The organism is Mesorhizobium sp. M0587 (assembly GCF_040320945.1).
Lineage (GTDB): Bacteria > Pseudomonadota > Alphaproteobacteria > Rhizobiales > Rhizobiaceae > Mesorhizobium.
In genome coordinates, this window is the sequence record NZ_JAMYQP010000038.1 from 19772 (window position 1) to 44363 (window position 24592).

The following is a 24592-nucleotide window of genomic DNA, read 5'->3' on the forward strand; positions in this document are numbered from 1 at the left end:
TCATCCCTGTTTGCTGTGACCGCCGTGCGCTGCCGGGGCCATCGTTTTTGCGTCGCCTGATTTCGTCGGAGCGGGCACATCTCCCTTCCACTCGTAAGCCACGGTTCCCTCCGGGTGCTGGTACCAGCCCGGATCGGCGTAGTCGTCCGAGGCGAGCCCCTCGCGAACCTTCACGACCGAGAACATGGAGCCCATCTCGATGGGGCCGAATTGCCCCCAGCCATCCATCATCTTGATGGTGTTGTCGGGCAGCGGCATTTCCATTTCGCCCATGTCGGCCATCCCGCGATTGCCCATCGGCATGTAGTCGGGCTGAATTGTTCGGATCTTCTCGGTAACCCTTGTCTTATCGACGCCGATGAACGTTGGCACATCGTGTCCCATGGCGTTCATCGTGTGGTGCGATTTGTGGCAGTGGATCGCCCAGTCGCCCTCATATTTGGCTTCGAACTCGTAGGCCCGCATGGCTCCGACCGGAATGTCGATCGACACCTCCGGCCAGCGTGCCTCGGGGCGGACCCAGCCACCATCGGTGCAGGTCACTTCGAAGTCATAGCCATGCATGTGGATCGGGTGATTGGTCATGGTCAGATTGCCGACTCTTACCCGCACCCTGTCGTTCTTTGACACCACTAAAGGACTGACCCCTGGAAAAATGCGGCTGTTCCAACACCACAGGTTGAAATCAGTCATCTCCATAACCTTGGGGACGTAGGACCCAGGTTCGATGTCGTATGCATTCAGCAGGAAGACGAAATCCCGGTCGACCCGCATGGATTTCGGGTCCTTCGGATGAATGACAAAAAAGCCCATCATGCCCATGGCCATCTGGACCATTTCGTCGGCATGAGGGTGGTACATGAAGGTCCCGCTCTTCACGAGGTCGAACTCGTAGACGAAGGTCTTGCCAGGTTGGATGTGCGGCTGGGTGAGGCCGCCGACGCCGTCCATTCCGTTCGGCAGGATCATGCCGTGCCAATGGATGGTGGTGTGTTCCGGCAGCTTGTTTGTCACAAAGATGCGAACTCGATCGCCTTCAACCGCCTCTATGGTCGGACCGGGGGATTGACCGTTGTAGCCCCAGAGATACGCGGTCATGCCAGGCGACATCTCGCGTTCGACCGCTTCGGCCACGAGGTGGAACTCCTTTATGCCCTTGTTCATGCGGTGCGGAAGGGTCCAGCCGTTGAGTGTCACCACCGGTTGGTAGTCCGGTCCGCTTGTCGGGAAGATCGGAGGCTGCATGTCGGGGGACTCCATGATTGCAGCCTCGGGCAGCCCCACAGCGGACGTTTTGCTCCATGCGGTGGCGCTGGCGAGCAGGGCTCCCGCGCCTAGCAACTGACGTCTTGAAAGCATTTTCTTCTCCTTGAGTTCAGGGGCCTTCGGCGCCCGCTTCGGCTGCGTCCGGTGTATCGCCGGCTGCAGATGAGCTTGTGCCGCCACCGTTGATGGCGGTTCCGAGATTGACGTCGGCCAGCCAGAAATTGCGGTTGGCGTTGAGGGAAAGCATGATCGAGCTGATTTTGGCGCGTGTATCTGCGAGCAGTTCGAACGTGTTGGTGATCATGCCGTTGTAGGTGAGGACCGATTCCGCCTCGATCTTTGTTCGCAACGGCACGACGTTGTTTCGATAGTGCCGGGCAATATCGTAGGTTGACCGGTAGGCGTCATAAGCGGACCTGGCCTCCGACCGGATGTTGACCGCTTTTTCAGCCACTCGGTTTGCAGCTTGCATGTAGGCAAGCTCGGCCTTGCGCATGCGTGCCTTGCCGGAGTCGAAAATCGGAATGACAAACTCGAGCTCGAGAGTGGGCGAGACACTCGTCTCCGTGCCGCGCTCCTCCGACCCTTCGCGTTCCACCTCCACGCCGGAGAGGAGTTCCAGCTCGCTGACGTAGCGCGTCGCCTCGGTCAGGCCGTAGGATTTCGCGAGCGCCTCCAGTTCAAGTTTCGCGATCTGAAGGTCGACGCGATTTTTTAGCGCTTCCGCCTCGATCGCGCGTTTGGCCTTGGCGCCTTTGGGCAGGGCTGGAAGCATGTTGGGGACTGAGTAATCGACGTCCGGTCCCCATAGACCCATCAGGCGGGTTAGCTCTTCCTTGGCGATCCGGGCGGCAAGCCGCGCCTCCGCCGCCTGACCGGTGATCTCGGCATAAAAGACGTGTTCGCGGGCTTGGCCGGTCTTTGTGAAGGCGCCCGTCTCCCCAAGTTTTTGAGCGAGTTCCGAGGCAGCGTCGGCGGCGGCTTGCGCCTTGTTCAGATAGGAAACGCTTTCCCAGGCCGATGCCGCATTGATCCAGGCCCGCCGCGTGTCCGCGGCCAGCCGTAACGTTTCTTCGGCGGCACGGAGCTGGGCCTGACGGAAACGCGCATCCGCGACTGCGATGCGCCGCTTATGGGTCGCCAACGCAAGGATGTTGCTGACCAGCGCTCCTTCAATCGTCCGCACAGGGTCGACGCCGATCATGCCGATCGAGATCGTCGGATTAACGAGCATCGTTTGCTGCCACATGTCGGCCGCCGACAGGCCGACCTCGGCGTAGGCGGCCTGCAGGCCCTTGTTGTTGAGCAAGGCGACCTGCACCGCGGTGTCTGGACCGATCGTCTTCTTCTGGACGAGGCGCTTCACGCGCTCCGAAATCGTCCGCGCTTCCTCGCTGGACTGCACCCACACGGTTTTCTTGCCGGTCACGGATGCGGCACGCGCCGCGACTGTCGTGAAGCCGGCCATGGGGACTGAGATGCCATCAAGGGCCCCGCTCGTCGTGCATCCGGCAGCGATCAGCGAAATGGTCACCACCGCAGTTATGGTCAGGGGCCGGCGCTTCATGATCCGGCTCCCGAGGCTGCGGGAGAGAGTTCTTGATTGAGACGCCGCCAATTCTGGGGATCGAGTGGCTCCCGCTGGCGATAGTCGGCGACGACCGGGTGGTATTGCGTGCCACGGATGCCAATGACGGGATCTGCCGGATTGAAGGCGGGACGAATCTCGGACGGCGTGGTTGCCGCGCATCCGGCAACGAACAGCGATGCGGACATCGCGAAGCTTGCGATTTTCATTGTAGACCTGAATCTTGACGTGTGCATTTGGCCGCGTGGGAACGAATTCCCAACGCTGCGCGCGAACGCCCTCAAAAGAGGCGTCAGTTCAGACGTATCTGGGGGGTCTAATCAGCGCTTTGTATTCGCCGAGCGGCAAAGTGACGGCAATGACAGGCGCAAAGCAGCGGGAGACAACATGCTCCAACTCAGGACAATCGACTGGCACTGCATTTGCCGGCGCGCAATGGACTTCACAGCTCTTGTCGGCGGATTGCTTGTCGGCGGATTGCTTGTCGCCGTGCTGATGCTCCGACCTGTCCGTGTCATTCGCCGTGGCGCCGTGATGGCCCATGCCGTGTGCAGGTGTCTCGGCTTGCAGATCCGCGCTGGCGTGAAAACCCGTGGCATTGGCTGTGGCGAAGAGACCAGGCTGAAGCGCCGACATCACCAGGAATACAACTGCCAGCAGAGTTCGCAGCGGTACGCTTCCTAGGATCGCGATTCGACCAACAGTCCTCATCGTCCCTTTCCACAAATGTTCGGCTGATTTGTCAAGGCCGCCTTCGACCAGTTTGCTGCACTGCAACCAAAGTGAGGATCGTTGCAGGAACGGTATTGCTCGAAGCTCCCATGCGCCACAATATTTTTCATACATTTTTGTATGGCCTGGCTCATGCCCAAATGAACGCGAACGCGCTGCGATGTCCGCGATTTCGGTTTAGGTCAGGCTCAGCACCGCTCCGGCGACGACCGGATAAAGCGAGACGCTTCTCGGCGGCAGAGACCGAAGCCGTGCTGCCTTGGGGCGTGCTTATGTCCGCTGTGATCGTCGCGCTGGGATTCACCGGGTGGCGTGGAGGCGCGCTTCCGGACGAGCGGCGGATGGTTTCGGCAGCCGCCTTCAAGGCTGCGGGGTCATAGGCGCTTCCCGTCAAAAACCCGGAGATGGTTTTGGCGGCATCTGCCATCGCCTTCATCGCCGCCTGGCGTTCCGCGACAATCGGCGCGACAGCGCTGTTGCAGCGGCGCCGGCCACGAACAGGATCGCGGCTATCACGGTAGTGCGCCTCACTGGACCGGACCGCTTCCCGCAAGACCGTCGATGATCGGGCAATCAGGGCGCTCATCGCCGTGGCAATTGTAGACGAGATGGGTGAGCGTGTCCCGCAGGCTCGTCAACTCCGCGATCTTGCGGTCGATGTCAGCCCGTTTGACCTGGGCGATCACCTTCACATCAGCGCTCTCGCGCTCCTTGTCGCGGTACAGCGACAGCAGCTGACGGCCTCAACAGAGAAGCCAATGCTGCGGGACCGCTGCACAAAGCGAAGGCGATGCACGTCGGACATTGAATAGTCGCGGTATCCGTTCCCTGCCCGGTCGGCTGTCATGAGGCCAATTTCCTCGTAATAACGGATCATCTTCGGCGGCAGCCCGGACTTTTCGGAGGCAGTTCCGATGTTCATTCGTGTCTCTCGTATTTTGATACGTTAGAGATAATCTTTCCAGCCGCTGGAAGGTCAAGAGCATCCGGAAAACTGCGCGAGATCATCAGGGCCATAGGCAGGGATCAGACGGCGCGTGCCGGAGACTACCCGAGCGCGAGCTAGTTCAGGATCTGGGCAAGGAACAGTTTGCTCCGCTGGTGACGCGGATGCGAGAAGAACTCGGAGGGCGTGTTCATCTCAACGATCTCGCCCTGGTCCATGAAGACGACGCGGTCGGCGACCTGGCGGGCAAATCCCATCTCGTGTGTGACACACAGCATGGTCATGCCATCCTCAGCCAGCGCGACCATGGTGTCGAGTACTTCTTTGACCATTTCCGGATCGAGTGCCGACGTCGGCTCGTCAAAAAGGATGATCTTCGGGCTCATACAAAGCGCGCGCGCGATCGCAACCCGCTGCTGCTGGCCGCCTGACAATTGGCCGGGATATTTGTGCGCCTGGTCCGGAATCTTCACTCGTTCCAGATAATGCATGGCGGTCTGCTCGGCTTGCCCGCGCCGCATCCTGCGTACCCAGATCGGCGCCAGCGTCAGGTTCTCCAGAATAGTCAGGTGCGGGAACAGGTTGAAGTGCTGGAACACCATGCCGATGTCACGGCGGATTACGTCGATCTGCTTCAAATCGTGGCTGAGTTCGACGCCTTCGACGGCGATCTGCCCCTGCTGATGCTCTTCCAGCCGGTTGATGCAGCGGATCATCGTCGACTTGCCCGAGCCGGACGGACCACAGATCACCAGCTTCTCGCCGCGATGGACGGTCAGGTTGATGTTCTTCAGCACATGGAAGTTTCCGTACCACTTATTCATGCCGGTCATTTGGATAGCGGGCGCAGCGCTGGGATCGGGCATGGATGGAACGCGCGTTGGGGCGGACAATAACATCAAGGCATTTCCTAGTGAGCGGTCGGGCCGCGCCGTTCCAGGAAGTCGGCGAAGCGGGCGAACGAGAAGGAGAGCGCGAAGAAGATCGCGCCGATGAACAGGAATGTCTCAGCCGCCGGCGACGGCCAGTCCGGGTCAGCCAGCGCCGCTTTACCGGAGCTGATCAGGTCGAAGAGACCGACGACCAGGACAAGGCTGGTGTTCTTGATCATGACGATGATCGTGTTGGCCAGCGCCGGGATCGCCACCCGGATCGCCTGCGGCAGGATGATGAGATATTGCGCGCGCCAGAAGGGCAGGCCGAGCGCTGCCGCAGCCTCGTACTGACCCTTCGGGATGGCCTGCAGGCCGCCGCGGATCACCTCGGCGAGATAAGCCGCGGCGAAGATGGTGAGCGCGACCAGCGCGCGCACGAATTTGTCGGGCAACAGGGCCTCGGGCAGGAACAGCGGCATCATGATCGACGCCACGAACAGGATGGACAGCAGCGGTAGTCCGCGCACCGATTCTATCAGGACCACGGCGCCTATGCGTATCGCTGGCATGGTTGAGCGCCTGGCCAGTGCCAAGACAATGCCGACCGGGAAGGCGACGCCGATGGCAACGACGGTGAGGAGGAGCGTCACCGGCAGGCCGCCCCAGGACGAGGTCGGAACCTCGGTCAGGCCGATGCCGCCGCCCATCAGCCAGAAGATCAGCACCAGCGCTGCGACCCAGAGCGCCAGCAGCCGCGGGGCCCAGCTGGCGGGGCGCACCGACCAGCCGAGCAGCGCCAGGATGAGCAGGCAGACGATGGCGGGGCGCCAGCGTTCGTCGAGCGGATATATGCCGAACAGCAACTGCCCGGACTTGGCGTAGATGAAGCTCCAGCAGGCTCCGGTGGCCACCCGGCAGGCGCTTGGATTGGGATTAAACAGCACGGCGTCGATTACCAGCCAGCGCAGCATCGGCGGTACCGTGGCGACGAGCAGAACGCCGAACAACAGCGTCAGGGCGGCATTGAGCGGCGTGCCGAACAGGAGCTTGGCGGACCGCCGGAAGGCGCCGAAGCGGATCTGACCGGGCATTGGCTCGGCCGGAAGGGGAAGAGACACGGCCTTCATAGTTCAGCGCTCCACGATGGCGATGCGACGGTTGTACCAATTGGCCGCGCTCGACAGGCTCAGGTTGAGGGCGAGATAGACGCCAAGGATGATGAAGACGCCCTCGATCGAATGGCTGGACTTGCTGATGATGGTGTTCATCACCGCAAGGAAGTCCGGATAGCCGACCGCGATCGCCAGCGTCGAATTCTTCACGACGTTGATGTATTGGCTGTTGAGCGGCGGGACGATCACCCGAAGCATCTGCGGGATGATGATCAGACGCAGTATTTTGCCGCGCGGCAGGCCGAGCGAATGACCTGCGTCCCACTGACCGCGGCCGACCGAAAGCACGCCGCCGCGCACGATCTCGGCGACGAAGCCGGTAGTGTAGATGGTCAGCCCGATGAGGATGGTGCTGAGTTCGGGCGTCAGTTGCTTGCCGCCCTTGAAATTCGATCCGGTGAAGGTCGGCCAGTCGACGGAGAACTTCGCGTCGGCAAGCCATAGTCCGGCAACCCCCACCGTGACGATCGCCGGCGCGGCCAGCGGCGGCAACCATCCTCGTCGCGCCGCCGCCCAGCCGGCGGCCGCGAGTGCAAGAGCGAGAGCGAGAGCAATGACCAGCAATCCCGGGGTGGCGGCGTCCATGCTGATAGCCGGCACCACAAAGCCGCGCATCGAGGCGTAAACGCCGGGCAGGAGATTGAGCGCTTCGCCGACCGGCGGCAGCACCTTCCACCACAGCGAGTAGAGAAAGATCAGAAGCACGATCGGCGGTGAATTGCGCGCAACCTCCACCCACACGCGGCAGGTGCCGGCCGCCAGGGGATTGCTGCTCAGCCGGGTGATGCCGACGACGAGGCCGAGCATGGATGAAAAGACGATGACGACGGCGGAGACGAAGACCGTATTGGCGAGCCCGGTCACGATCGCCCAGTAGTAGGGGTCCCTTGACTTATAGGTGAGGATCGCTTCGGAGATGACGATCCTGGATGGCATGGTCAGGAAATCGAAGCCGATCGGGATGCCGCGCGCCCTCAGATTGGCGAAGGTCGTGCTGACGAGCAGGGCAGCGAAAGCGGCAACCGCGGCCCCCAGGGCACACTGGATGATGATCGATCTGGACTTGGCATCGCTCAGCATGTCGACCTCGAGGGTTCGCGGCGTTGGCAGCGAAGGGGAGCGCCGGGCCCGTTCCCCTTCAACATGCGGCTCAATCCCATGGGAAGGGATAGTTGAGGCCCCCGTCCTTCCACAACGCGTTCAGACCGCGTTCGACTTTTAGGGGGCTGTCCTTGCCGAGATTGCGATCCCAGATCTCGGCGTAGTTGCCCATCTGCTTGATGACGTTGTAGGCCCACTTATCGTCTAATCCGAGCGGCTTGCCGAAGCCGGGTTCCTCGCCAAGCACCCGTTTGACTTCCGGACTGCCCGAGGCAAGCTTTTCATCGATGTTCTGCGAGGTGATGCCGTTGGCCTCGGCCCAGAACAGAGCATTCAATGTCCAACGCACCACGTCGAAGAGTTGATCGTCGCCGCGGGCGACCGCGACGCCATTGGGTTCGGCGGCCTTGCCGACCTGGATGATGTCGTAGTCGTCTGGGTTCTTGGCCACCGAGGCACGCTGTCCGGCTGCCGCGGTGCCGTCGGTGACGTAGGAATCGCAGCGGCCGCCGAAAAAGGCGTCGCGCGCTTGAACGGTCGAGTCGTAATAGACTTTCTCCATCGCGATCCCGAACTCTTCCTCGGTTTCCTCGATCGCTTTCTCGGTCAGGCTGCCACCGCCTTGCAGGCAGACGGTCTTTCCGTCGAGCAGTTTGGGCTCGGCAATGTTATCGGCCTTGCGCACGAGCATGCCGTCCGTGTCGTAGAGATTGATCCAGACGAAGCGGACAACCGTATCGCGACTGTAGGTGATGGTGGATGTGCGCGACAGAACGTCGATTTCCCCAGTCTGCAGCGCAGGAAAACGCTGGCCTGCGTTAAGCGGCACGTAACGGATCTTCTCCTTATCGCCGAGGATGGCGACCGCGAAAGTGCGGCAGATATCGGAATCGAAGCCGCGATAATACCCCTTCTCGTCGGGCCGGGAGAGACCGGGCACGCCTTGGCTGGCGCCACAGCTGACGTAACCGCGTTCCTTGATCTTGTTGATGACCGCCTGCGCGCTGGCGTCCACGGCGCCCGAACTCAGGCTGGCCAATCCTATCGCCAGACCCGCGAGCCATTTCAGACCTTGATGTTTCACAGTCATTCCCCTTGTCGTTGAGGTTGTCGTCATTCGGCGGCCTTGGCGCCGGCCGCGGCGGATCCGTTGCGCCGGGCTTCTGCAAAGAGCTCGAAGGCCTGGGACAGGTCGGCCAGAAGATCGTCGAGCGCCTCGAGGCCGATCGACAGGCGCCAGACCGGGCCGGGCTTCAGCCAGTCGAGGCTGGCGCGGCCTTTGCGCGGATCACTGACGGCAATCAGCGAATGCACGCCGCCCCAGCTCGCGCCGAGCCTGAACAGCCGCAAGCTGCGCAGGGCGTTGGATTGCAGTTGCGCCACTTCCGGCCGCAGCACGAAGGAGAACACGCCCGCCGATCCGGCGAAGTCGCGCTTCCAGATCGCGTGGCCGGGATGACCAGGGTCCGCGGGATGCAAGATTTGGGCGACTTCCGGGCGTTCCGATAGCCAGGCGATGATCTTGCGCGCGGTGCCGTCGGCGTGACGCATACGCACCGGCATGGTCATCAGGCCACGCTCGCACAGTGCGCAATCCTCAGGCGAGACGCCATAGCCCAGGAAGCGCGCGGTATCTTTCAGGCGCCGGAACAGGGCCTGATCATGCACCGCGACCGAGCCCATCAGGAGGTCGCCATGGCCGGCGGCGTGTTTGGAAAGCGCCTGCATCGAGATATCGACGCCATGAGCGAGTGGCTTGAACAGCAGATGAGAGGCCCAGGTGTTGTCGGCTGCGACGAGCGCGCCGGCCTTGTGGGCCGCGGCCGTGATGGCGGGTACATCCTGGATCTCGAAGGTGGCCGAGCCAGGCGATTCTACCCAGACCAGCCGCGTTCTGCCGTCGATCACGGCCGCGATGTTCGCGTCCAGCCGTGGATCGTAGGAAACCGCCTTGATCCCGAGGGGGCCGAGAAAACGCTCGGCCATGTCGCGCGCTGGCCCATAGAGCGTCTCCGGAATCAGAACCCTTTCGCCGCCACGGCAGACAGCCATGGTTGCCAGCGTCATGGCGGCCATGCCCGACGGGACGACGAGAGCCCGCGATCCGCCCTCCAGTACGGCAATGTGATCTTCGAGCTGCCGGCTGGTCGGTGTGCCGTAAAGTCCGTAGCTGAACCCGTCGTATAGGCGCTCGACACGACGCTCGAACGACTCCAGATCGTCAAAGACAACGGTCGAGGCTCGCTCGACCGGCATCGCCACCGCCTGGAATGGTTCCTCGGAGCGCTTGGGAGGATGGACATGTGAAGTGTCGTCGCGTCGGTTCATGGGCGCAACTTAGCGGGCTCATCCATTGCCATCTATGACCGCAGCGATAAAGTTAATTCGCTTTTGATATGGGCTGCACTATGAACCTGCGCGACATCGATGTCTTTAACGCGATCATGATCACGCGCGGCGCCGGCGCGGCGGCCGCGCTGCTCGATACCTCGCAGCCGGCCATCAGCCGTTCGCTAGCCAAGCTAGAGGCTGAACTCGGCTTCAGGCTTTTCGACCGCATTCGTGGGAGGCTGGTGCCGACACGCGAAGGGGAGTTGTTCCATGCCGAGGTGAAAGCCAGCCTGGCCGGGCTCGACCGGCTCAAGCTGCGTGCGGCCCAGATCAAGGAGGTCGGCACCGGTACCATTCGCGTCGCCAGCCTGTCGGCCCTCGGGCATGGGCTGGTGCCGCGCGCCATCGTAGCGTTCTCGCGCCGGCATCCCCAGGTGCGCATCAGCTATCAGGTTCGCACTTCTAACGTCGTCCGCGACCTGGTGGCGTCCGGCAGTTTCGACATCGGGCTCGCGGCCGACGAGGTCGATACCAGCGGCGTGCTGCACAGCATCTTCACCACGCCGCGCGCCGTCTGCGTAATGCCAAAGACGCACCGGCTGGCGCGAAAGGAGGTGATCACACCGGCCGATCTCGCCGACGAGCCGTTCCTGGCATTGTCACCGGAAGACACGGTGAGGGTCGCCATGGACAAAATCCTGACCGCGAATGCCGTGCGGCCGCGCATCCTGATCGAGACGCCCTACGGCCTGACCATCGCCATCCTCGCGGCGAAGGGCATGGGGATCGGCTTGGTGAATCCCTCGGTCATTGCCGACCGCATGATTGGCGGCATCGTCGCCAGGCCATTCGAGCCGGCCGTGCACTTCCGCGCGCTGCTCCTGCGTCCGCCGGACGGAATCAACTCGGCGCTGATTACCGACTTCATCGCCGAACTCTACGCGGCGCGCAATGCGCTATCGAGCGAACCGTAGGCGAGCAAGTCAGCGCTCGTCGCTCGGTTCGTCACGCAGCAACCGGCACTCGACAAGTTCGTTGAAGCAGTGTGCGCGGCACATCAGCCGCAGGCATGGTATTCCCCTGATTGGCATTTGGGACAGACTGCGGGGTTATCGAGACAAACAAGACAAAGTCCTAGAACTGCCACTTCAGCCATCGGAAATCCTTTCCGTCCGTCGTAGGTTGTATGAAGAGCCAATCCAGTTGTGTGGTCGACAGCTAAATGGCGAACACGCTTAGATAGCGTGGCTGTCCGCTGGCACAGCTATGTATTCGGCAAAAACCACGAACGCGGCTGTCGCAGGCGGCTCTCTAAGCAGATCATTGACACGGATAGCGCATTGCCCACATGGGGAGAGGCCATATGAGACTCCCAAGCCGCATGATCGCGGTATTGTTCCACGACATAAAAATGCGTGGTGTCGGACGTGCTCTGAGCGGCGTGATACGACACCGCCCGACTCAGCGGATGTCTGCCGCGGATGTCATGGACTTGATCGACGGTCTCGGCCCGAGCGAGAAGATTCGCGATGAACATCATTAGCAGACCCTTGTTGATGCTGGAATGCTAGCTCGGCGAAGCTGCGTCGCATTGTAGAAATGCGAAATGGCAGTGAAATCACGCGTGGCTCCGGACGCGTCAGCAACATTGTAGATCCACCGGCCTGCTGCGGCTCGGGATCAGCACCGACGCTGCACGTGCCGAAACAACAGGAGGAAGACCGGAAGCTGAGCTAGAATTCGCGGCTGACCGGAGCAGAATGCGTGTCGGTCTACGACCGCGCCGTCGACGGCAGGCTCAAGGCCCGACGAGCCACGGCGCTCGGACCGCATGCGGAACTCGTGCCGGCGCTGAGGCAGCTGAACGTCCGGGTTATCCGTGGCGACATTGCGTAAGGGGCCGTCGGGCTATCTCTAGTTGCCCCCTGCCCCACGCTAGGTCCAACCCATCGCACAGTACAGATGGTCATCTAGACTTGGCCCCACGACTTGCCCCAGTTATTTGAAGGTAGTCCGCGAGTTGGCTGGGTGCTGCCACGGCTTGGATGGAAGAGGTCGGAGCCCGCAACGGGGAGGAGTTCGTTACCTACAGCAGGGCAACGGATACGGGCCTCTTCAATCAGGGCTGGAAGGACAGTGCGATGCGATCTTCCATACCGACGGCACTGTTCCCCAAAGACCGATCGCCTTAGTCGAGGTGCAAGGTTAGTCTTCGCAGCATACCAACCGCGCTGAAAGCTCGCACCTACCAAGCCGGACAGCGCTACTGGTCGCTGCATGTTGCACAGGAGCGGAAGAAGCTCGAACGCCGAGGCTTTACCCCAAGCCCGATCGACGCCGAGATCAGCCGCTATGCGACGGCGATCAACCGCCTTCGCTTGAGGGCGAGTGGTGGCGCCGGGTGGCCTGAATGTTGCGACGAATGAACCGCCGGCCCAGTTCAACCCGCGCGACGTCCTTAAAAGCTGGGGGGATCGATATTCACCAAGGGGTCTGCGGCCTCGACCGCAGTTCGTATCCTGCTGCACAGCGCGAGATTTTCGGCCAGCATTTCTTCACTGCGTTGAAGCGCGAGCTCGGTCCGGTGGATGCGCTGCCTGGCATTGGCAACTTCCGATGTCAAAAGATCGGCCGCCATCCCGTGGCCGTGGGGTTCCATAGTGTCCATGGGCTTCTAATACATGGGGGGCGATATCGTTCCCTGATGTCGGGCGAAACGGCGGTGGATGCCAGCTAGCGCATGCCCCTGATGAACGCGGCCGCGCAGCTCATTGACGATCGCCATGGATGCGCCGAGCGGGATCGCGTCGAAACCCCCGAGCACGGCGGCCATGCCCTACTCCACCAGGTACCGGACAGGCCAGCAGGAGTCAGAGACGGCCGTCAGGCTGCTTTCTTCGATGAGCGCGTGGTTGCCGCGGCCCTCAGCCAGGACACATCACCGATCTGAGCACAACGGTGAATAGCTACACGACGCAGATCACGGCCAACACGACCGAGCTTGCCGATCACGAATTTCCGGAGCCATGCGGACATCGTGCTGGGGGGAGCCCTGGTAGCGCTCGGCTTTGCCGCATTTGGGCGTTGAGGGATATGTGTTCTGCATCCGCCCGTAGAGCGGTCCACCGTTCATAGAAACGCCGAGGCTGAGTTCCGGTTTCCCAATCCAGACTGCCTTTTATTCGACTTTCGAAGCACAGATCATGAACATTGGATGTCGGGGTATTCGGTTCAAATTCGCTGCTATCGTCAGCTTCGCGCCCGATGTTGGCCGTTGAGGCCAGCTTTGCCGCTTTCCGTAAGCAGGCATTGCCGATGGCGAAGCTGTAGGTCGTGGTCGCGCCATATCCGGACCTTCCAGTAATGCCGTGAATGTTAAGTCTCGGCTCCGATGCGGACGTTCGGCCCGAGTTCGAAGACTGACCGCAACCGTTCTGCGGCCCTCGCATCGATAGCGCCAATGAGCGGCGTCCCACATCCCACTCCTTGCGGTCCATTTGTGAAGCCTCGTTGGGACCAAGCCTTACTACCCGGGCTTGTGACAAAGCCGATCCAGCGCGTCTCCAAGTGCAGTGGCGGCATCGCCACGCTCGTCAGCGGACATCAGCTCCGGTTCAAGTTCCAGCCTGAAGTGCGGCAGCTCGGTTCGAACGGCACGACGAGCGGCTGCCAGATTGGCCTTCAGATCGATGACGCGGTAGGTGGCGACGGGATAGGCGATCCCCTTGACCTGGACGTGTCCCAGCTCCTCACAGTCGATTGAGCCCTTCACTTGCGCAAACGTCTCGTAGGAAATGAGTATGGCCCCCGGCGGCGCCTCCTGCTCCAGGCGCGAGGCGACATTCACGGCGCCGCCGATTATCGTGTAGTCCATCCGGTCCTCGCTGCCGAAGTTACCGACGGTGCAGTAGTCGGTATGGATGCCGATGCGACAGCGCAGCGGTGTTTCGATCCCCATGTCCCGCCAGACTTCGGCAAGCTCGCTAATCCGCTTTTGCATTGCAAGTGCCATCTGCGCGCAAGCCAGCGCGTCCTCCTTGACGCCGCGAGTCTCGGGATCGCCGAAAAACATCAGGATCGCGTCGCCGACATATTTGTCGATCGTCGCGCCGTGATCCGATGCGATTTTCGACATTTCCGTCAGATAGTGATTGAGGAGTTGGGTGAGATCCTCGGATTCCATTTTGTCAGTGGTCTCGGTAAAGCCGGCGATATCGGAGAAGCAAATTGTCAGCTTCTTCCGCTGGCTGGCGATCCTGACCTCCTGGCGGCCGGTGAATATCGAGCGATACACTTGCGGCGGCGGCCGGCTGGGCTGGACCATCGGCGCGCTAATGCTCGCCTTCGTCTGGAGCACTTACAACATGTATTTGGGGCCACGTGGTCTGCCGCTCGATCAGCCTTATTATTCCGGCTACAGGGATCTTTGGTGGCTGTCGTTTCCGGGCGGTTCCGTTTCGGCACTTATCGGCTGGTGGGTCGGCGGTTGGCTGATGAAGAAGCGGCGCGTAATTGGCGTGGTCGGCATCGGGATGCTAGCAGTCTGCTGGGTGTCCCTATCGAACCTGCCCACGCTCAATCGAGGGGCACCGACGGTTTGATCGCAACCGCACGGGGTTCGGGCGAGGGTATGCGGGTGACCGGGGCCGATCCGTACGCAATGAACAGTACATGCCTATGAACGGCACCATATCAATCCAAACCGTGGAAATGGGCAACCGCTGGTCGCATGTACAGAACACGGATGGTTTGCGAGTCTCGGCCGAGTTCACCTCCGGCGACCCCAGCTATACGGTCAGCATTGAGAAGCCGATGCCGCGCCACCCGCTCGGAAAATATACGACATGGTCAGGCGTGGCTTATGAGCACGAAATGCATGGCAATACTGGCGTCGGCACGGGCAAGTTGCCGAAGGTACGGCCCGAAATCGCCCTTTGGGGCTGGGCACAGGTGAGCCGCAACGGGGAAGTGATCGCACGAGAAGCTCCTGCCCACGTCATGGTGATGACCGAGGGTCCCATCAAAGGCGTAATGCTCGAAATCGGCACGGAGGACCAAGGTCTGATCGCAGAGCGGGACGGGTATATCAACGTGATGTGGCCGAAGGTCGAGGCGCTTCAAATGCCAGAGGGACAGGAGCGGATGCGACAGATCGTTGGCTGGATCGCAATCGTCGGTTTCGTTGTCCTCTTCGGGGGCTTGGCCATTTTTGACCGGAACGACGTCTCACGCGCACGGGCCAAAAAGCTCTGAGAGGTTGCCAAAGGCATTCGGGGTTATGGCGGCGAAGCTCAGCATCGCCGCCGGCTTGAGCTGCCAGTCGTCGCTGACCACCGGCGAGCCAAACTGACTTTGCCTTTCAACCGGCGAAAAGGATTCTGCCGCCGCGGTTTGAGCAATATTGCTGGTTGCACGCACCGCGACCGGCGCCAGGCCGCCGAGCACGGCGAGGGTCTGCGATCAAAGACCTCTCGGGCATTAACTTCAGCCGTCGGGAACTCGGATCGATGTCCGAACCGGGTCCCCTCAAGCTGTAGCGCGAACGTCAGGTTTGGAGTAGAATCGGGAACGCCCGGTTCTGGCGCTCTGTGCTCGTTGCCGATGACCGATTCAAACGGCAAGGTTTGGCGCTGCTTGTCCTGCTGGTGCAAGCTTCCCCACCTCCGCACCGTACTGCGGTCGGATTCAGCATCTTGCGTCGACATCCTTGCCTGCCCGACGGCCAGCGTTCCGACGGGTCATCACGGAGTGCCCGCCCTTGCAGGAAGACGACGCCGATAACGCATTGCAAGAGGCGATCCTCGCTTCGGTGGTTCGCTCATCGCTCGACTGCGTGATCGTCACGGACGAAGCCGGATTGGTTGTGGAATTCAACCCGGCGGCCGATGCGACCTTCGGCTATTCGCGCGCTGAAGCGGTCGGCAGAGATATCTCGGAGCTCATCGTCCCGCCGCATCTGCGCAAGGCGCACGCAAACGGGCTTGCCGCCTATCTTGCGGGTGGCGCCCCGCGGTTGCTCGGGCGTCGAACAGAGCAGACTGCCATGCGAGCGAACGGGACCGAGTTTCCGGTGGAACTAACGATTACCGAAGCCCGGAGCGGCAAACGTCGCTTCTTCACGGCGAGCTTGCGCGACCTGTCGCAGCGCCACGCTGCCGACGCCGCTCTGCGTGCCAGCGAAGCCCGGTTGGCGGCGTTCATGAAGCATGCTCCCGTAGGCATGTACCTGAAGGATACCGACGGGCGCTATCTGATCGCTAATCCCGAAATGGGAAAGGTCTTCGGCCGGCCGGCCGAGAGCGCGATCGGATTAAGCGCGGCCGACATTTTCGGGCCTCAGGAGGCCGCGATGATCGCGGAAAACGATCGCCGCGTCCTGGAATCGGGACAGGCGATTGCAATCGAGGAATTTCTAAACAACGCGGTCGACTATGCCTGGACCCTTGTCGTCCGCTTTCCCGTTCTGGGGGCCGATCAGCAGCAGGCGCGCATCGGCGGCTTCGATATCGACATTTCCGAGCAGAAGCGCGCGGCCGAGCGCCTGCTGCGAAGCGAGCGGCGCTTCCGAGACCTCACTCACCATCATCCGGTTCCGGTCGTGTTCATAGACTCGCGAACGCGGCAGCTGATTAGCGCTAATCCCGCCTTCCGCGAGATCATGGGTATAGGCCCGCATGACGAGGACCGCTTCCGGCGGCACCGCTGGTTCGCCACACGGGAAGACTATCGACGCCTCAAAGACCTGTCAGGTCAGCAGCCGCGCGCCGACGGCGTGGAGGCTCAACTTCGGCGTCTGGACGGCTCCGTGTTTCCCGTGTCGCTGAGTTGGCGCCACATCGAGCTGGACGACCGACCGGTGATCGTCGGCAGCATTCTTGATCTCACCGCAACCAAGGCGGCTGAAGCCGAACTGGCGCGGTCGCGCGAGGCATTGGCGCAGAGCGAGCGGCTCAACGCACTTGGTTCGCTCCTTGCCGGCGTTTCGCACGAACTCAACAACCCCTTGGCGGTCGTCGTGGCGCAGGCCCAGTTGCTGGAAGAATTCGTAGCCGGAACCGCCCACGCACAGCGGGCCGGCAAGATCAGGCTCGCCGCCGAGCGCTGCGCGCGCATCGTGAAGACCTTCCTGGCAATGGCGCGACAACGCCAGCCGGAGCGCCGCAGTGTCGACGTCAACGATCTGATCCGCGCGGTTCTCGATATTGCCGGCTACGGTTTGCGCACGGCAGGCATCGAGGTGCAATGCCGGCTCGCCGAGAGCCTGCCGCCTCTGGAACTCGACCCTGACCAGATGCATCAGGTATTCTACAACCTGATCGTCAACGCGCAACACGCCCTGCAGGATATACCGGGACCGCGGCGGATCGAGATCGAAACGGCGCTTGAAGGCAATGACCTCCAGATCGTGATCGCCGACAATGGTCCCGGTGTGCCCGCCGAGATCCGGAATCGCATTTTCGATCCGTTTTTTACCACCAAGGCTCAGGGTGCGGGCACTGGGATCGGGCTCGCTTTCTCGCTCGGCGTGGTGCAGTCGCACAATGGACGGCTGGCCCTGCTTGACCGTGCGGACGGCGCGCATTTCCGGTTGCTGTTGCCGGTGGAGGCCTGCACTTTGTCAGATTCAGTCGAAGGTGTTGCGGCGCACTCGGTCGCGGGCATCGGTAGTACAGCCCTTGTGGTCGATGACGAGCGGGAGGTTGGAGAAACGATTGCAGAACTACTAAAGGCTGAAGGTTTTGCCGTCAGGATCGTCGACGACGGCGCCGCCGCCAAGGCAGCGCTGATGAGTGCTGTTTTCGATGTGATCTTTTGCGATCTGCGGATGCCGAACACCGACGGCCCCGCCTTGTTCGACTGGGCCTGTCAGGCAACCCCGGGCATAGCGGAGCGCTTCGTTTTCGTTACCGGCGACACGCTCGGCGGCGCTGCGGCGCGCTTCCTTGAACGGGCTGGTCGACCAGTTGTCGAGAAGCCGTTTTCGCGCGATTCCATCCGTCGGGCACTAAGCTCGTTGACAGACGTTCCGCGCTAGCCAACGGCCCTTGTTGCGCGCTGGCGCCTTCGGACAACACCGCAGCTTCAGCGAACACGCATCGCAGTCCAGCTTGCTCGCGCAATACCGCATAGCTTTCATCATCGAGACTGCGTTGGCGCATGGGCTTGGATTATACCGCGATGGAGCGCATAAGCACCGAGATAGGCTGGCCGGGGGTTCTCAGCGTACTTGACCAATTCGCGCTCGGCGCGTCCTACGCCTCTGCGAGCCGCTTCCCGTTCGTCTTCTGGCCGCGCTAAAGAACGATAAACCTGCACAAGCAGGAGAACAGACTGGTGATCATCGGGCTTGATCTCGGCGGCACGTTCGTGGTGGTGGGAAGCCTGCTTGAGCTTGCCTTGCGCGCGCGTCGAAATAATGCGCTTCAAACAGACTGGGATCACTTGCGATAGCCTGCTCGAACTCTTTTTCGGCCGCCTCATATCTTTCGCCGACCGAGAGACCGAGACCACGCGACGCGTGTCGCGGGCTCAAGGGACGTCGCCTCGCCGGAGGTGACGCGCAGGAGAGGGCATCTTTGCAGCCGCCACGATCACGCCGGCACGCCGGAGATGCCCAGCGCCTCGACGTAACGCGCGGCGAACACCTTGTCCAGCCACGGGTTGATCTGTCTCTGCAGGGTAAGCGTGTAGGTGGGGAACGCTTCCATCAGCCGCCGCGTCGCCGCCTGCGCCTCGTCGAGGCGGTTGAGTTTGACCAGCGCCATGACCACCACCCGGTGCGAGGAGCCGTAGTTCGGCATCTCGTGCAGCGCGCGTTCTCCCCATGCCAGCGCTTCCTCGTAACGCTCGAGCATCAGGTAGCTCATCCCGATGCCGGAGAGCGCGATGCCCTTCTCGGGGTCGACCGGGCTCAGCCGCATTGCCCGGTGAAAGTGCTCGATCGCGACGAGCGGGCGGCTGGAATGTGCGTTCACCCAGCCGCTGCCCGTATGGCCCTGCGCCGAATTGGGGTTGAGCAGCAGGGATCGTTCGATCGTGCCCAGCGCCATCTCGTATTCCTTCGCGCTGAAGGCGATCACCTGCGCGGCGAAGCGCAAGCTTGTCGGATCGTCTCGCGCGTCCGCCAGCACCTCGCGCGCCATGCGCGCGGCGACTCGGATATCGTCGGGCTCGTGCCAGCACTGGCTCACGGATAGGCTGCGGATATAGGCGCCGAGTGCCTTCGCCAAGTTGAAGCCAGGATCGATGCTGAGCGCCTCGTTGGTGAGCCGGCGCACGTCGGCGAAGCCTTCGCGCGTCATGCTGTAGAAGCGCGGCAGCGCACGAAGGTAGAGGTCGTAGGCACCGATGTAATCGGTCGGCTTCATGCGCGCCTGCTTGATCTCCTCCAGCCGGATGCTCGGTTCGACAGCGCCGACGACGCTCTCGGTCACCTTGTCCTGCAGGTCGAAGATGTCGCTCACGTCGCCCTCGAAGCGGCCGGCCCAGACATGGTGTCCGCTGATCGCGTCCACCAACTGCCCACTGATGCGCACCCGCGATCCTGCTTTGCGGATGCTGCCTTCGAGCACGTAGCGGACGCCCAGCTCGCGCCCTACCTGGCGCAGGTCTACCGCCCGGCCCTTGTAGGTGAAGGACGAGTTGCGGGCGATCACGAAGAAGGAGTTCACCCGGCTCAATCCCGTGATGATGTCCTCCACCAGCCCGTCGGCGAAGTATTCCTGGTCGGGATCGCCGCTCATGTTGGTGAAGGGCAGAACCGCGATCGAGGGTTTCTCGGGCAGCGGAGGCAGTGCAGCCACCGAGACGCTGGCGTCGGTCTCGACGCGGTAGGCGCGCACAGGCCGCTCGATGTTCTTGAGGCGCAGGTTGCCGAGCGGCGTGAAGCCGCAGCCGAGCTTGCCCTGAAGGTGGTCGTAGGCCGTGCCCGAGACGACCACGGTGCCGGGATCAGCAATGCTTTCGAGGCGGGCGGCGATGTTGACCGCGTCGCCATATAGGTCGCCGTCCTCCTCGCAGACCACGTCGCCGAGATTGACGCCGATGCGGAAGCGAATCCGCTCTTCCTCGGGCGTCTCCGCCTCGTGTTCTGCCAGGGCCTGCTGGATCGCCATCGCCGAGGTCACCGCGTTAACGACGCTCGCGAACTCGCACAGCATGCCGTCGCCGGTAAGCTTGACGATCCGACCTTGGTGCTCTGAGACCAGCGGTCCGAGGAGATCCTTGCGGTAGATCTTCAGCCGCTCGAGCGTGCCGCGCTCGTCGCGCTCCGTCAGGCGCGAATAGCCGACCACGTCGCAAGCCAGGATCGCTGCGAGGTGGCGCTGCGTTGTCATTGCACCGCTCAGCCAAGCGTCTGCACGCGGGCCGCCCCGTGTCCATGCCCTGCCAACTTCCAGACGCCCCATGTGCATGGTATCCATCTCTCCCGGTCGCCGCCCGTCGCCGATACAGGACGGAAAACGCAGCTCGACCTTGCCTTCACGAGATTTCGCTATCCCGCTTGCGAGGCGTGGAGCGTTCCAGTCGCCGCGCTAACAGCCAACCGACGACACGCCCACGCAGCCTCTGGGGACGCTGACACGCCACTCCCAGAAGGCCGGAGATATTTCCTTCCCTGCGTAACCGGTTGACGCCACCGTGGCGGTGCTTTTGTCACCGCGATGTAACAGCGAGATGCCCTACAAACGCGCGCATCGGGCATCACACCAGACGTTCGCGCTTAGAGTGCTGAGGTCGGCAAGTGGCGCGATCGAGGCGATGCGGACTTCGCCTACTCAGCAGCTGCCAGCGCGGGGTCAAACGGCTTGGTTGGATCTATCTTTCCGGTTCAACCGTCTCGGAAGAGTGGGAGCTGAATAGCCAGTGCGCTGCGATCCGGATCCGATCTAGAATTGCCTACATGAAGCTGATCTTCCTTCATGGGGCACTGGCAAGCGGCAAGCTGACGGTCGCCAAGGCGTTGCTCAAGCCGCTACGGGCTCGACTGTTGAATCACGCGGCTATCGATGCTGTGCGAACCGTTTTCGACTTTGGGGCTTCCGGCTTTTGGGAACTGGTAGGCACGATCCGCGAATCAATATTGCAGGCGGCGATAGAGCACGCCGGGGCGCGCAACCTCGTTGAGCGCTTCTTCAACAAAGCCAAGCAGTTCCGTCGCATCGCAACTCGATAGGACAAGCTGGCAGAAAACTATCTTGGCGCCCTCAAACTCGTCTCCGTTCGTATCTGGCTACGCGGCAATGGTCTACGGCCTAGGTCAATACAGCATGGCATCACCCGATCAGCTTCGAGCGGCGCGAGCACTTCTTGGGCTCTCTCAGCCTGACGTCGCCGCGGCCGCAAACGTATCGACGATGACGGTGAAGCGTGCAGAAGGGCTCAGGAAAGCCTGCCGCCTCTGCAGATGCTATGTCAGCGATCGAGCGGGCCCTCGAATCCGCCGGACAAGACCAGGCTTCAGCCATTCGGCCTTGTCGCTCTTGAGGCATACTGGCACTGGCCCACCGGCCTTGCCCTGCACGCGGTCCCACAGACGCTTACGCTTGTCGGCCTTGAAGGTGACGAAAGCGCCGCCGGCATACTGGCCTTTGTCGGCCATACCTGATCGGCGAGCCCTTGCAGATGATCGGCGAGGATGTCGAGCGGGTCCGTCATGCGCCCCCGCAGTAACCGGAACTAAACCGATACGTGACGGTTTTCTAATGGAAGGGATCGCAGAGGCAAAGGATGCGGAAAAATGGTTGAGCTCCTGGTTTTGGAACAAGCGATCGCCAGGCAACGGGTGAAGCGGGCGGAACGCTCTCTCAAGCAGGCGAAGATGCTGCTCGACGACAACATCGGGCTCGCCGTCAGTCTTGCCCTTTGCAGCCGCATTCGGGCCGAGCAGGCGAGTGCGAAAGCGGCCAGAAGACGCCTCGCGAAGATCATCCCCATACACTGAGGATTTGCCGCCATGGCAATGCTGTTTGAACCGTTGAACTCGAACGGACACCTGCGTAGCGTGCTCTATCGTTCCGCGAAGTTGTCGATGCTGCACGATCGGGTGCTGAAGCGCCTCGATAGGGTCGACGATGCGGCAGAAAAGGTCCAGGCGGCGGCGGAATTGTTTGCCGAGGCTGTTCACCCTTCCGGAAGCACTGAGACGCTCGGCATGTGAAAGCCAAGCCCGCATCACTCGTCTCGATCTTGCGGCCAGCGCTTCCACCACTGGCGTTCGAGCACTGCGGCCACCGCGTCTATGGATGCCGAGGGCGCCGTGTTCGGCTTCGTGCTCTGCCAATAAGCGAGTCGGGCATTTGCTCCACGGCCTCGGCGAGGTGGCCGAGGGTCCTGTCGATGCCGGCGGAGCGATCGGCCGGTGTCGGACGCTGGTCCGAATGCGGGTGTTCCCTATGGGAACAGGCGACTGCTGCCCTGGCGATCATGCTCGCCTCCGCAGCGGCACCACATGCGGCGGGTTGTTCGGCTGCACCATATCCCGTTCCCTCCACATGCGTTTGGCGAGGCCTGGGAGGGCGCTGATGATCTTGGCCGTCGGCCGTGTTGTCGCAGATGGCTGCCCCTTGCTTTCCGCTAAGCATGGCGTTTTCGCTTATGCGGGCAAACCGGATAGGCGCTTTCGCACATTTAAAATTTCAAACTGACCCACGACCTCGCATTCCTCACGGTGCCGTCACATCACAGAATGCTCTAGTCGTTCAGCTTTCCGCCACGGTGTCCCATGGTCATCTTGGATGCGTACATCGTCGGTGAGCGCTTGCCTGGAAGGTTCGCTTCGAGGACGATCTGCTCAACGAACCCCTGGTTCATTTCGAATTCGACGCATTGGTTGAGCTTGTCCACGATCCAGACCGCATAGCCCTCTAGCTGCTTCTCGTCATACCCGGAGTCATCGTCGGGAATCTTTGGTTCCGGAGCTGCTGGAATCAGCATGATCTTGGGTTTCGGCAAATCATACGTGTGTCCTTCATATGCGTAACCGAATATCACCCCGGAGGTGAATTCCGTCTTGGGCTCTGATGGCATGACGTCGATTGCGCCGATCATGACCATGTAGTTGGCGATGATCGAATTGACAAAAACGTAGGAACTATTGGTTGCATTGTTGGCAAATAGATTTTTCAGAAATGTCATCGCGTCATCGCCTGTAGGGGGATCAATTCCGATCCTCGCGCCAACAAGAGCAAATTGATTATTTATGATTGCAGTATTTACCTCTGCTATATCATTTGTCGTTTTCAATCGCGGCAAGCCCGGTATGCCATACAAGCGTACTTGCGTCGCATTGAATGCACTGTGGGGATCGCGCGTAGTGTAGGTTGGCCTGTGATAATCGTCGCCCATTTTCCTTGCTCCTTTTTGGTACATCGTTCAGCTCACAAGATCTCCCGCCAGCTGAAGTTCTCGTCGAATTTTTCCGCGAGCATTGGCGCGACCCGATCGCTGGCGTCCACCACCATCACCGCGGCCTTTTCGAACGACAGGTCATCCGCATCGAGGCGGGGCCACGCCTGCGCAAGGGCGAGAGCCACCTCGTCCCTTGCTCTGATCAGCATGCTCTTGAACATCAAGGGCCGAGCGCGAAAGGCGCGGGACGTGAAATCCGAGATGCGCTGCATGTCGGACTCGTCGACATCCTTGATATCAATCCCCAGCAGCCGCTCGTCGGCCAACCCCTTGTGCACCAGTGCCGCGTGGTAGACGTCGACGATCGTGTCGAACACGGCCCCCGTGAACGGCCGTGACCTGTCATGGATTTCCGCCGTCACCTCCGACATGCGGCGTGCATTGCTGGCGAGGCGGATCTGCCGATCGCCGGTCAGCTCGGCAATCCGGTTCAATTCATTGAGAACAAGCAGGTTGCCATCGCAGTGCCGTAGCAACCGGTCCATGCCGCTGTCGAAATTCAGGAAGGACAAAAGCGAGACCAGATCCGAGCTGGCCTCGTGGAACGGTCCGAAATCGCCTTGGGTCAGGCCGCCGGCTGGTGTCCCGAACAGCGAAAACAAGATGGCGTGGCCGACCTCATGTGCGATCACATCGAAGTTGAGTGCATACGGATAGTCGCGTCCGTCGATGCCGCGCTCGCGGCCGAGTTCCAGATAGCCATAGCCCGATTGCGCATTCTCCCAGTCGACGAAGGGGATGATTTCGAGCCGCTCGTACGTCTCGGCGAAGTACCAGACAATCGGCTTGCCGAGGTAGCTTTCCCAGATGTCCAGCACGCGGCTGACCGAGGCGAAAGCGTGCGCAGAAAGGAACTGCCGCGAGGTCAGGGAAAGCTGATCGAAATGGCCGTCAAAGCCAGCCTCCGCAGGCGGAAAGATTTCGCCGACAAACGGCGGCAGATAAGGGTAGTCGTAAGGCTCCTTGTCGAGGAGCGGATCGCGAACGTAGATGCGGTGATCTTCCGGGCCGGAGCGGATCAGCTCGGGTGGAGTAGAAATCCATACTGTTTCGGGTGTTCCGTAACCCGAAAGGTGAGGAACCTGCGGGTAGACCAGGAACCGCGTTCCCAGCAACGCATCTTGCGCAACGACACGATCGACCGCGTCCAATTGCTTGCTCCCCTCTAACG

Annotated in this window: 25 protein-coding genes and 3 pseudogenes; 10 read left to right on the top strand and 18 right to left on the bottom strand. The window is 61.5% G+C overall.

Annotated elements, in window-relative coordinates:
- The 9 genes and pseudogenes from NKI49_RS26765 to metC all read right to left on the bottom strand — a co-directional run bounded on the left by NKI49_RS26765 (position 1) and on the right by metC (position 10008).
- Positions 1–1359 carry a multicopper oxidase family protein gene (locus tag NKI49_RS26765; RefSeq protein ID WP_352605719.1) on the bottom strand — a complete coding sequence of 453 codons (1359 nt, stop codon included), beginning with the start codon at positions 1357–1359 and terminating at the stop codon, positions 1–3.
- Positions 1360–1375: 16 nt separating this feature from the next.
- Positions 1376–2833, bottom strand: coding sequence for a TolC family protein (locus NKI49_RS26770; RefSeq protein ID WP_502899584.1), 1458 nt, complete (start codon positions 2831–2833; stop codon positions 1376–1378).
- Between the two features lie 318 nt (positions 2834–3151).
- Entirely contained in the window at positions 3152–3700 is a 549-nt protein-coding gene (locus NKI49_RS26775) for a hypothetical protein (protein ID WP_352605717.1), read from the bottom strand.
- Positions 3701–4113: 413 nt separating this feature from the next.
- Positions 4114–4508, bottom strand: a pseudogene (cueR, locus tag NKI49_RS26780) (Cu(I)-responsive transcriptional regulator).
- Between the two features lie 140 nt (positions 4509–4648).
- On the bottom strand, positions 4649–5398 hold the full coding sequence (locus tag NKI49_RS26785; RefSeq protein ID WP_502899583.1) for an amino acid ABC transporter ATP-binding protein: 750 nt from the start codon (positions 5396–5398) through the stop codon (positions 4649–4651).
- 44 nt (positions 5399–5442) lie between these two features.
- Positions 5443–6534, bottom strand: coding sequence for an amino acid ABC transporter permease (locus tag NKI49_RS26790; RefSeq protein ID WP_352605713.1), 1092 nt, complete (start codon positions 6532–6534; stop codon positions 5443–5445).
- Between the two features lie 3 nt (positions 6535–6537).
- A complete protein-coding gene (locus NKI49_RS26795) occupies positions 6538–7659 on the bottom strand; it encodes an amino acid ABC transporter permease (protein WP_352605711.1) in 1122 nt (373 codons plus the stop codon).
- Positions 7660–7729: 70 nt separating this feature from the next.
- Positions 7730–8764: a transporter substrate-binding domain-containing protein gene (locus NKI49_RS26800; RefSeq protein ID WP_352605709.1), complete on the bottom strand. Its 1035-nt coding sequence runs from the start codon at positions 8762–8764 to the stop codon at positions 7730–7732.
- A 29-nt stretch (positions 8765–8793) separates the two neighbouring features.
- Positions 8794–10008 (bottom strand): cystathionine beta-lyase, encoded by a 1215-nt coding sequence (metC, locus tag NKI49_RS26805; RefSeq protein WP_352605707.1) that lies wholly within the window; start codon positions 10006–10008, stop codon positions 8794–8796.
- Between the two features lie 80 nt (positions 10009–10088).
- On the opposite strand from metC, the gene NKI49_RS26810 reads away from it, so the two are divergent.
- Positions 10089–10985 carry a LysR family transcriptional regulator gene (locus NKI49_RS26810; protein WP_352605705.1) on the top strand — a complete coding sequence of 299 codons (897 nt, stop codon included), beginning with the start codon at positions 10089–10091 and terminating at the stop codon, positions 10983–10985.
- Between the two features lie 290 nt (positions 10986–11275).
- Here NKI49_RS26810 and NKI49_RS26815 read toward each other — a convergent pair whose 3' ends face one another.
- Positions 11276–11551: a putative quinol monooxygenase gene (locus NKI49_RS26815; protein ID WP_352695827.1), complete on the bottom strand. Its 276-nt coding sequence runs from the start codon at positions 11549–11551 to the stop codon at positions 11276–11278.
- 224 nt (positions 11552–11775) lie between these two features.
- On the opposite strand from NKI49_RS26815, the gene NKI49_RS26820 reads away from it, so the two are divergent.
- From NKI49_RS26820 to NKI49_RS26825, 3 genes and pseudogenes are all read left to right on the top strand, one after another.
- On the top strand, positions 11776–11907 hold the full coding sequence (locus NKI49_RS26820; RefSeq protein WP_352605703.1) for a hypothetical protein: 132 nt from the start codon (positions 11776–11778) through the stop codon (positions 11905–11907).
- A gap of 128 nt (positions 11908–12035) precedes the next feature.
- Positions 12036–12217, top strand: a pseudogene (locus tag NKI49_RS33480) (hypothetical protein); the annotation flags it as partial.
- A 67-nt stretch (positions 12218–12284) separates the two neighbouring features.
- Positions 12285–12437: a hypothetical protein gene (locus NKI49_RS26825; RefSeq protein WP_352695830.1), complete on the top strand. Its 153-nt coding sequence runs from the start codon at positions 12285–12287 to the stop codon at positions 12435–12437.
- A gap of 32 nt (positions 12438–12469) precedes the next feature.
- Here NKI49_RS26825 and NKI49_RS26830 read toward each other — a convergent pair whose 3' ends face one another.
- The 3 genes and pseudogenes from NKI49_RS26830 to NKI49_RS26840 form a co-directional block, all read right to left on the bottom strand.
- A complete protein-coding gene (locus NKI49_RS26830) occupies positions 12470–12649 on the bottom strand; it encodes a hypothetical protein (protein WP_352605701.1) in 180 nt (59 codons plus the stop codon).
- Positions 12650–12685: 36 nt separating this feature from the next.
- Entirely contained in the window at positions 12686–12844 is a 159-nt protein-coding gene (locus NKI49_RS26835) for a hypothetical protein (RefSeq protein WP_352605699.1), read from the bottom strand.
- Between the two features lie 693 nt (positions 12845–13537).
- Positions 13538–14311 (bottom strand): annotated as a pseudogene (locus NKI49_RS26840) (adenylate/guanylate cyclase domain-containing protein); the annotation flags it as partial.
- On the opposite strand from NKI49_RS26840, the gene NKI49_RS26845 reads away from it, so the two are divergent.
- Complete coding sequence (locus NKI49_RS26845) at positions 14196–14612, top strand: hypothetical protein (protein ID WP_352695835.1); 417 nt, start codon at positions 14196–14198, stop codon at positions 14610–14612. The pseudogene NKI49_RS26840 and the gene NKI49_RS26845 sit on opposite strands and share 116 nt — an antisense overlap.
- A gap of 76 nt (positions 14613–14688) precedes the next feature.
- Positions 14689–15264, top strand: a complete 576-nt coding sequence (locus NKI49_RS26850) for a hypothetical protein (protein WP_352605697.1) — start codon at positions 14689–14691, stop codon at positions 15262–15264.
- Here NKI49_RS26850 and NKI49_RS26855 read toward each other — a convergent pair.
- Positions 15238–15456 (bottom strand): hypothetical protein, encoded by a 219-nt coding sequence (locus tag NKI49_RS26855; protein ID WP_352605695.1) that lies wholly within the window; start codon positions 15454–15456, stop codon positions 15238–15240. The genes NKI49_RS26850 and NKI49_RS26855 overlap by 27 nt on opposite strands.
- A 313-nt stretch (positions 15457–15769) precedes the next feature.
- Between NKI49_RS26855 and NKI49_RS26860 the strand changes: the two genes are divergently transcribed.
- A complete protein-coding gene (locus NKI49_RS26860; protein ID WP_352605693.1) occupies positions 15770–18046 on the top strand; it encodes a PAS domain S-box protein in 2277 nt (758 codons plus the stop codon).
- A gap of 556 nt (positions 18047–18602) precedes the next feature.
- On the opposite strand, the gene NKI49_RS26865 is transcribed toward NKI49_RS26860, so the two are convergent.
- The gene (locus NKI49_RS26865) at positions 18603–20348 is read right to left on the bottom strand and encodes an adenylate/guanylate cyclase domain-containing protein (protein ID WP_352605691.1); all 1746 of its coding nucleotides are present in this window, start codon (positions 20346–20348) and stop codon (positions 18603–18605) included.
- A 566-nt stretch (positions 20349–20914) separates the two neighbouring features.
- Here NKI49_RS26865 and NKI49_RS33485 point away from each other — a divergent pair.
- Positions 20915–21187 carry a hypothetical protein gene (locus NKI49_RS33485; protein ID WP_502899581.1) on the top strand — a complete coding sequence of 91 codons (273 nt, stop codon included), beginning with the start codon at positions 20915–20917 and terminating at the stop codon, positions 21185–21187.
- A gap of 234 nt (positions 21188–21421) precedes the next feature.
- Here the strand turns inward: NKI49_RS33485 and NKI49_RS26875 are convergent, their stop codons facing one another.
- Positions 21422–21613, bottom strand: coding sequence for a hypothetical protein (locus tag NKI49_RS26875; RefSeq protein ID WP_352605689.1), 192 nt, complete (start codon positions 21611–21613; stop codon positions 21422–21424).
- A gap of 138 nt (positions 21614–21751) precedes the next feature.
- Here NKI49_RS26875 and NKI49_RS26880 point away from each other — a divergent pair, with 138 nt between their 5' ends.
- Positions 21752–21955: a hypothetical protein gene (locus NKI49_RS26880; RefSeq protein ID WP_352605687.1), complete on the top strand. Its 204-nt coding sequence runs from the start codon at positions 21752–21754 to the stop codon at positions 21953–21955.
- Positions 21956–21967: 12 nt separating this feature from the next.
- Positions 21968–22171 (top strand): hypothetical protein, encoded by a 204-nt coding sequence (locus NKI49_RS26885; RefSeq protein ID WP_352605685.1) that lies wholly within the window; start codon positions 21968–21970, stop codon positions 22169–22171.
- Between the two features lie 533 nt (positions 22172–22704).
- On the opposite strand, the gene NKI49_RS26890 is transcribed toward NKI49_RS26885, so the two are convergent.
- Both NKI49_RS26890 and NKI49_RS26895 read right to left on the bottom strand, forming a co-directional pair.
- Positions 22705–23358 carry a hypothetical protein gene (locus NKI49_RS26890; protein WP_352605683.1) on the bottom strand — a complete coding sequence of 218 codons (654 nt, stop codon included), beginning with the start codon at positions 23356–23358 and terminating at the stop codon, positions 22705–22707.
- Between the two features lie 32 nt (positions 23359–23390).
- Positions 23391–24572 carry a gluzincin family metallopeptidase gene (locus NKI49_RS26895; RefSeq protein ID WP_352605750.1) on the bottom strand — a complete coding sequence of 394 codons (1182 nt, stop codon included), beginning with the start codon at positions 24570–24572 and terminating at the stop codon, positions 23391–23393.
- Positions 24573–24592 lie beyond the last annotated feature (20 nt).

Excerpts from the sequence above, each read along its gene's own strand:
- NKI49_RS26765 (WP_352605719.1), bottom strand. The coding sequence starts at position 1,359 with ATGCTTTCAAGACGTCAGTTGCTAGGCGCGGGAGCCCTGCTCGCCAGC.
- NKI49_RS26770 (WP_502899584.1), bottom strand. The coding sequence starts at position 2,833 with ATGAAGCGCCGGCCCCTGACCATAACTGCGGTGGTGACCATTTCGCTG.
- NKI49_RS26775 (WP_352605717.1), bottom strand. The coding sequence starts at position 3,700 with ATGTATGAAAAATATTGTGGCGCATGGGAGCTTCGAGCAATACCGTTC.
- NKI49_RS26785 (WP_502899583.1), bottom strand. The coding sequence starts at position 5,398 with ATGCCCGATCCCAGCGCTGCGCCCGCTATCCAAATGACCGGCATGAAT.
- NKI49_RS26790 (WP_352605713.1), bottom strand. The coding sequence starts at position 6,534 with ATGAAGGCCGTGTCTCTTCCCCTTCCGGCCGAGCCAATGCCCGGTCAG.
- NKI49_RS26795 (WP_352605711.1), bottom strand. The coding sequence starts at position 7,659 with ATGCTGAGCGATGCCAAGTCCAGATCGATCATCATCCAGTGTGCCCTG.
- metC (WP_352605707.1), bottom strand. The coding sequence starts at position 10,008 with ATGAACCGACGCGACGACACTTCACATGTCCATCCTCCCAAGCGCTCC.
- NKI49_RS26810 (WP_352605705.1), top strand. The coding sequence starts at position 10,089 with ATGAACCTGCGCGACATCGATGTCTTTAACGCGATCATGATCACGCGC.
- NKI49_RS26815 (WP_352695827.1), bottom strand. The coding sequence starts at position 11,551 with ATGATGTTCATCGCGAATCTTCTCGCTCGGGCCGAGACCGTCGATCAA.
- NKI49_RS26830 (WP_352605701.1), bottom strand. The coding sequence starts at position 12,649 with ATGGCGGCCGATCTTTTGACATCGGAAGTTGCCAATGCCAGGCAGCGC.
- NKI49_RS26835 (WP_352605699.1), bottom strand. The coding sequence starts at position 12,844 with ATGGCCGCCGTGCTCGGGGGTTTCGACGCGATCCCGCTCGGCGCATCC.
- NKI49_RS26850 (WP_352605697.1), top strand. The coding sequence starts at position 14,689 with ATGAACGGCACCATATCAATCCAAACCGTGGAAATGGGCAACCGCTGG.
- NKI49_RS26865 (WP_352605691.1), bottom strand. The coding sequence starts at position 20,348 with ATGACAACGCAGCGCCACCTCGCAGCGATCCTGGCTTGCGACGTGGTC.
- NKI49_RS33485 (WP_502899581.1), top strand. The coding sequence starts at position 20,915 with ATGAAGCTGATCTTCCTTCATGGGGCACTGGCAAGCGGCAAGCTGACG.
- NKI49_RS26875 (WP_352605689.1), bottom strand. The coding sequence starts at position 21,613 with ATGGCCGACAAAGGCCAGTATGCCGGCGGCGCTTTCGTCACCTTCAAG.
- NKI49_RS26880 (WP_352605687.1), top strand. The coding sequence starts at position 21,752 with ATGGTTGAGCTCCTGGTTTTGGAACAAGCGATCGCCAGGCAACGGGTG.
- NKI49_RS26885 (WP_352605685.1), top strand. The coding sequence starts at position 21,968 with ATGGCAATGCTGTTTGAACCGTTGAACTCGAACGGACACCTGCGTAGC.
- NKI49_RS26890 (WP_352605683.1), bottom strand. The coding sequence starts at position 23,358 with ATGGGCGACGATTATCACAGGCCAACCTACACTACGCGCGATCCCCAC.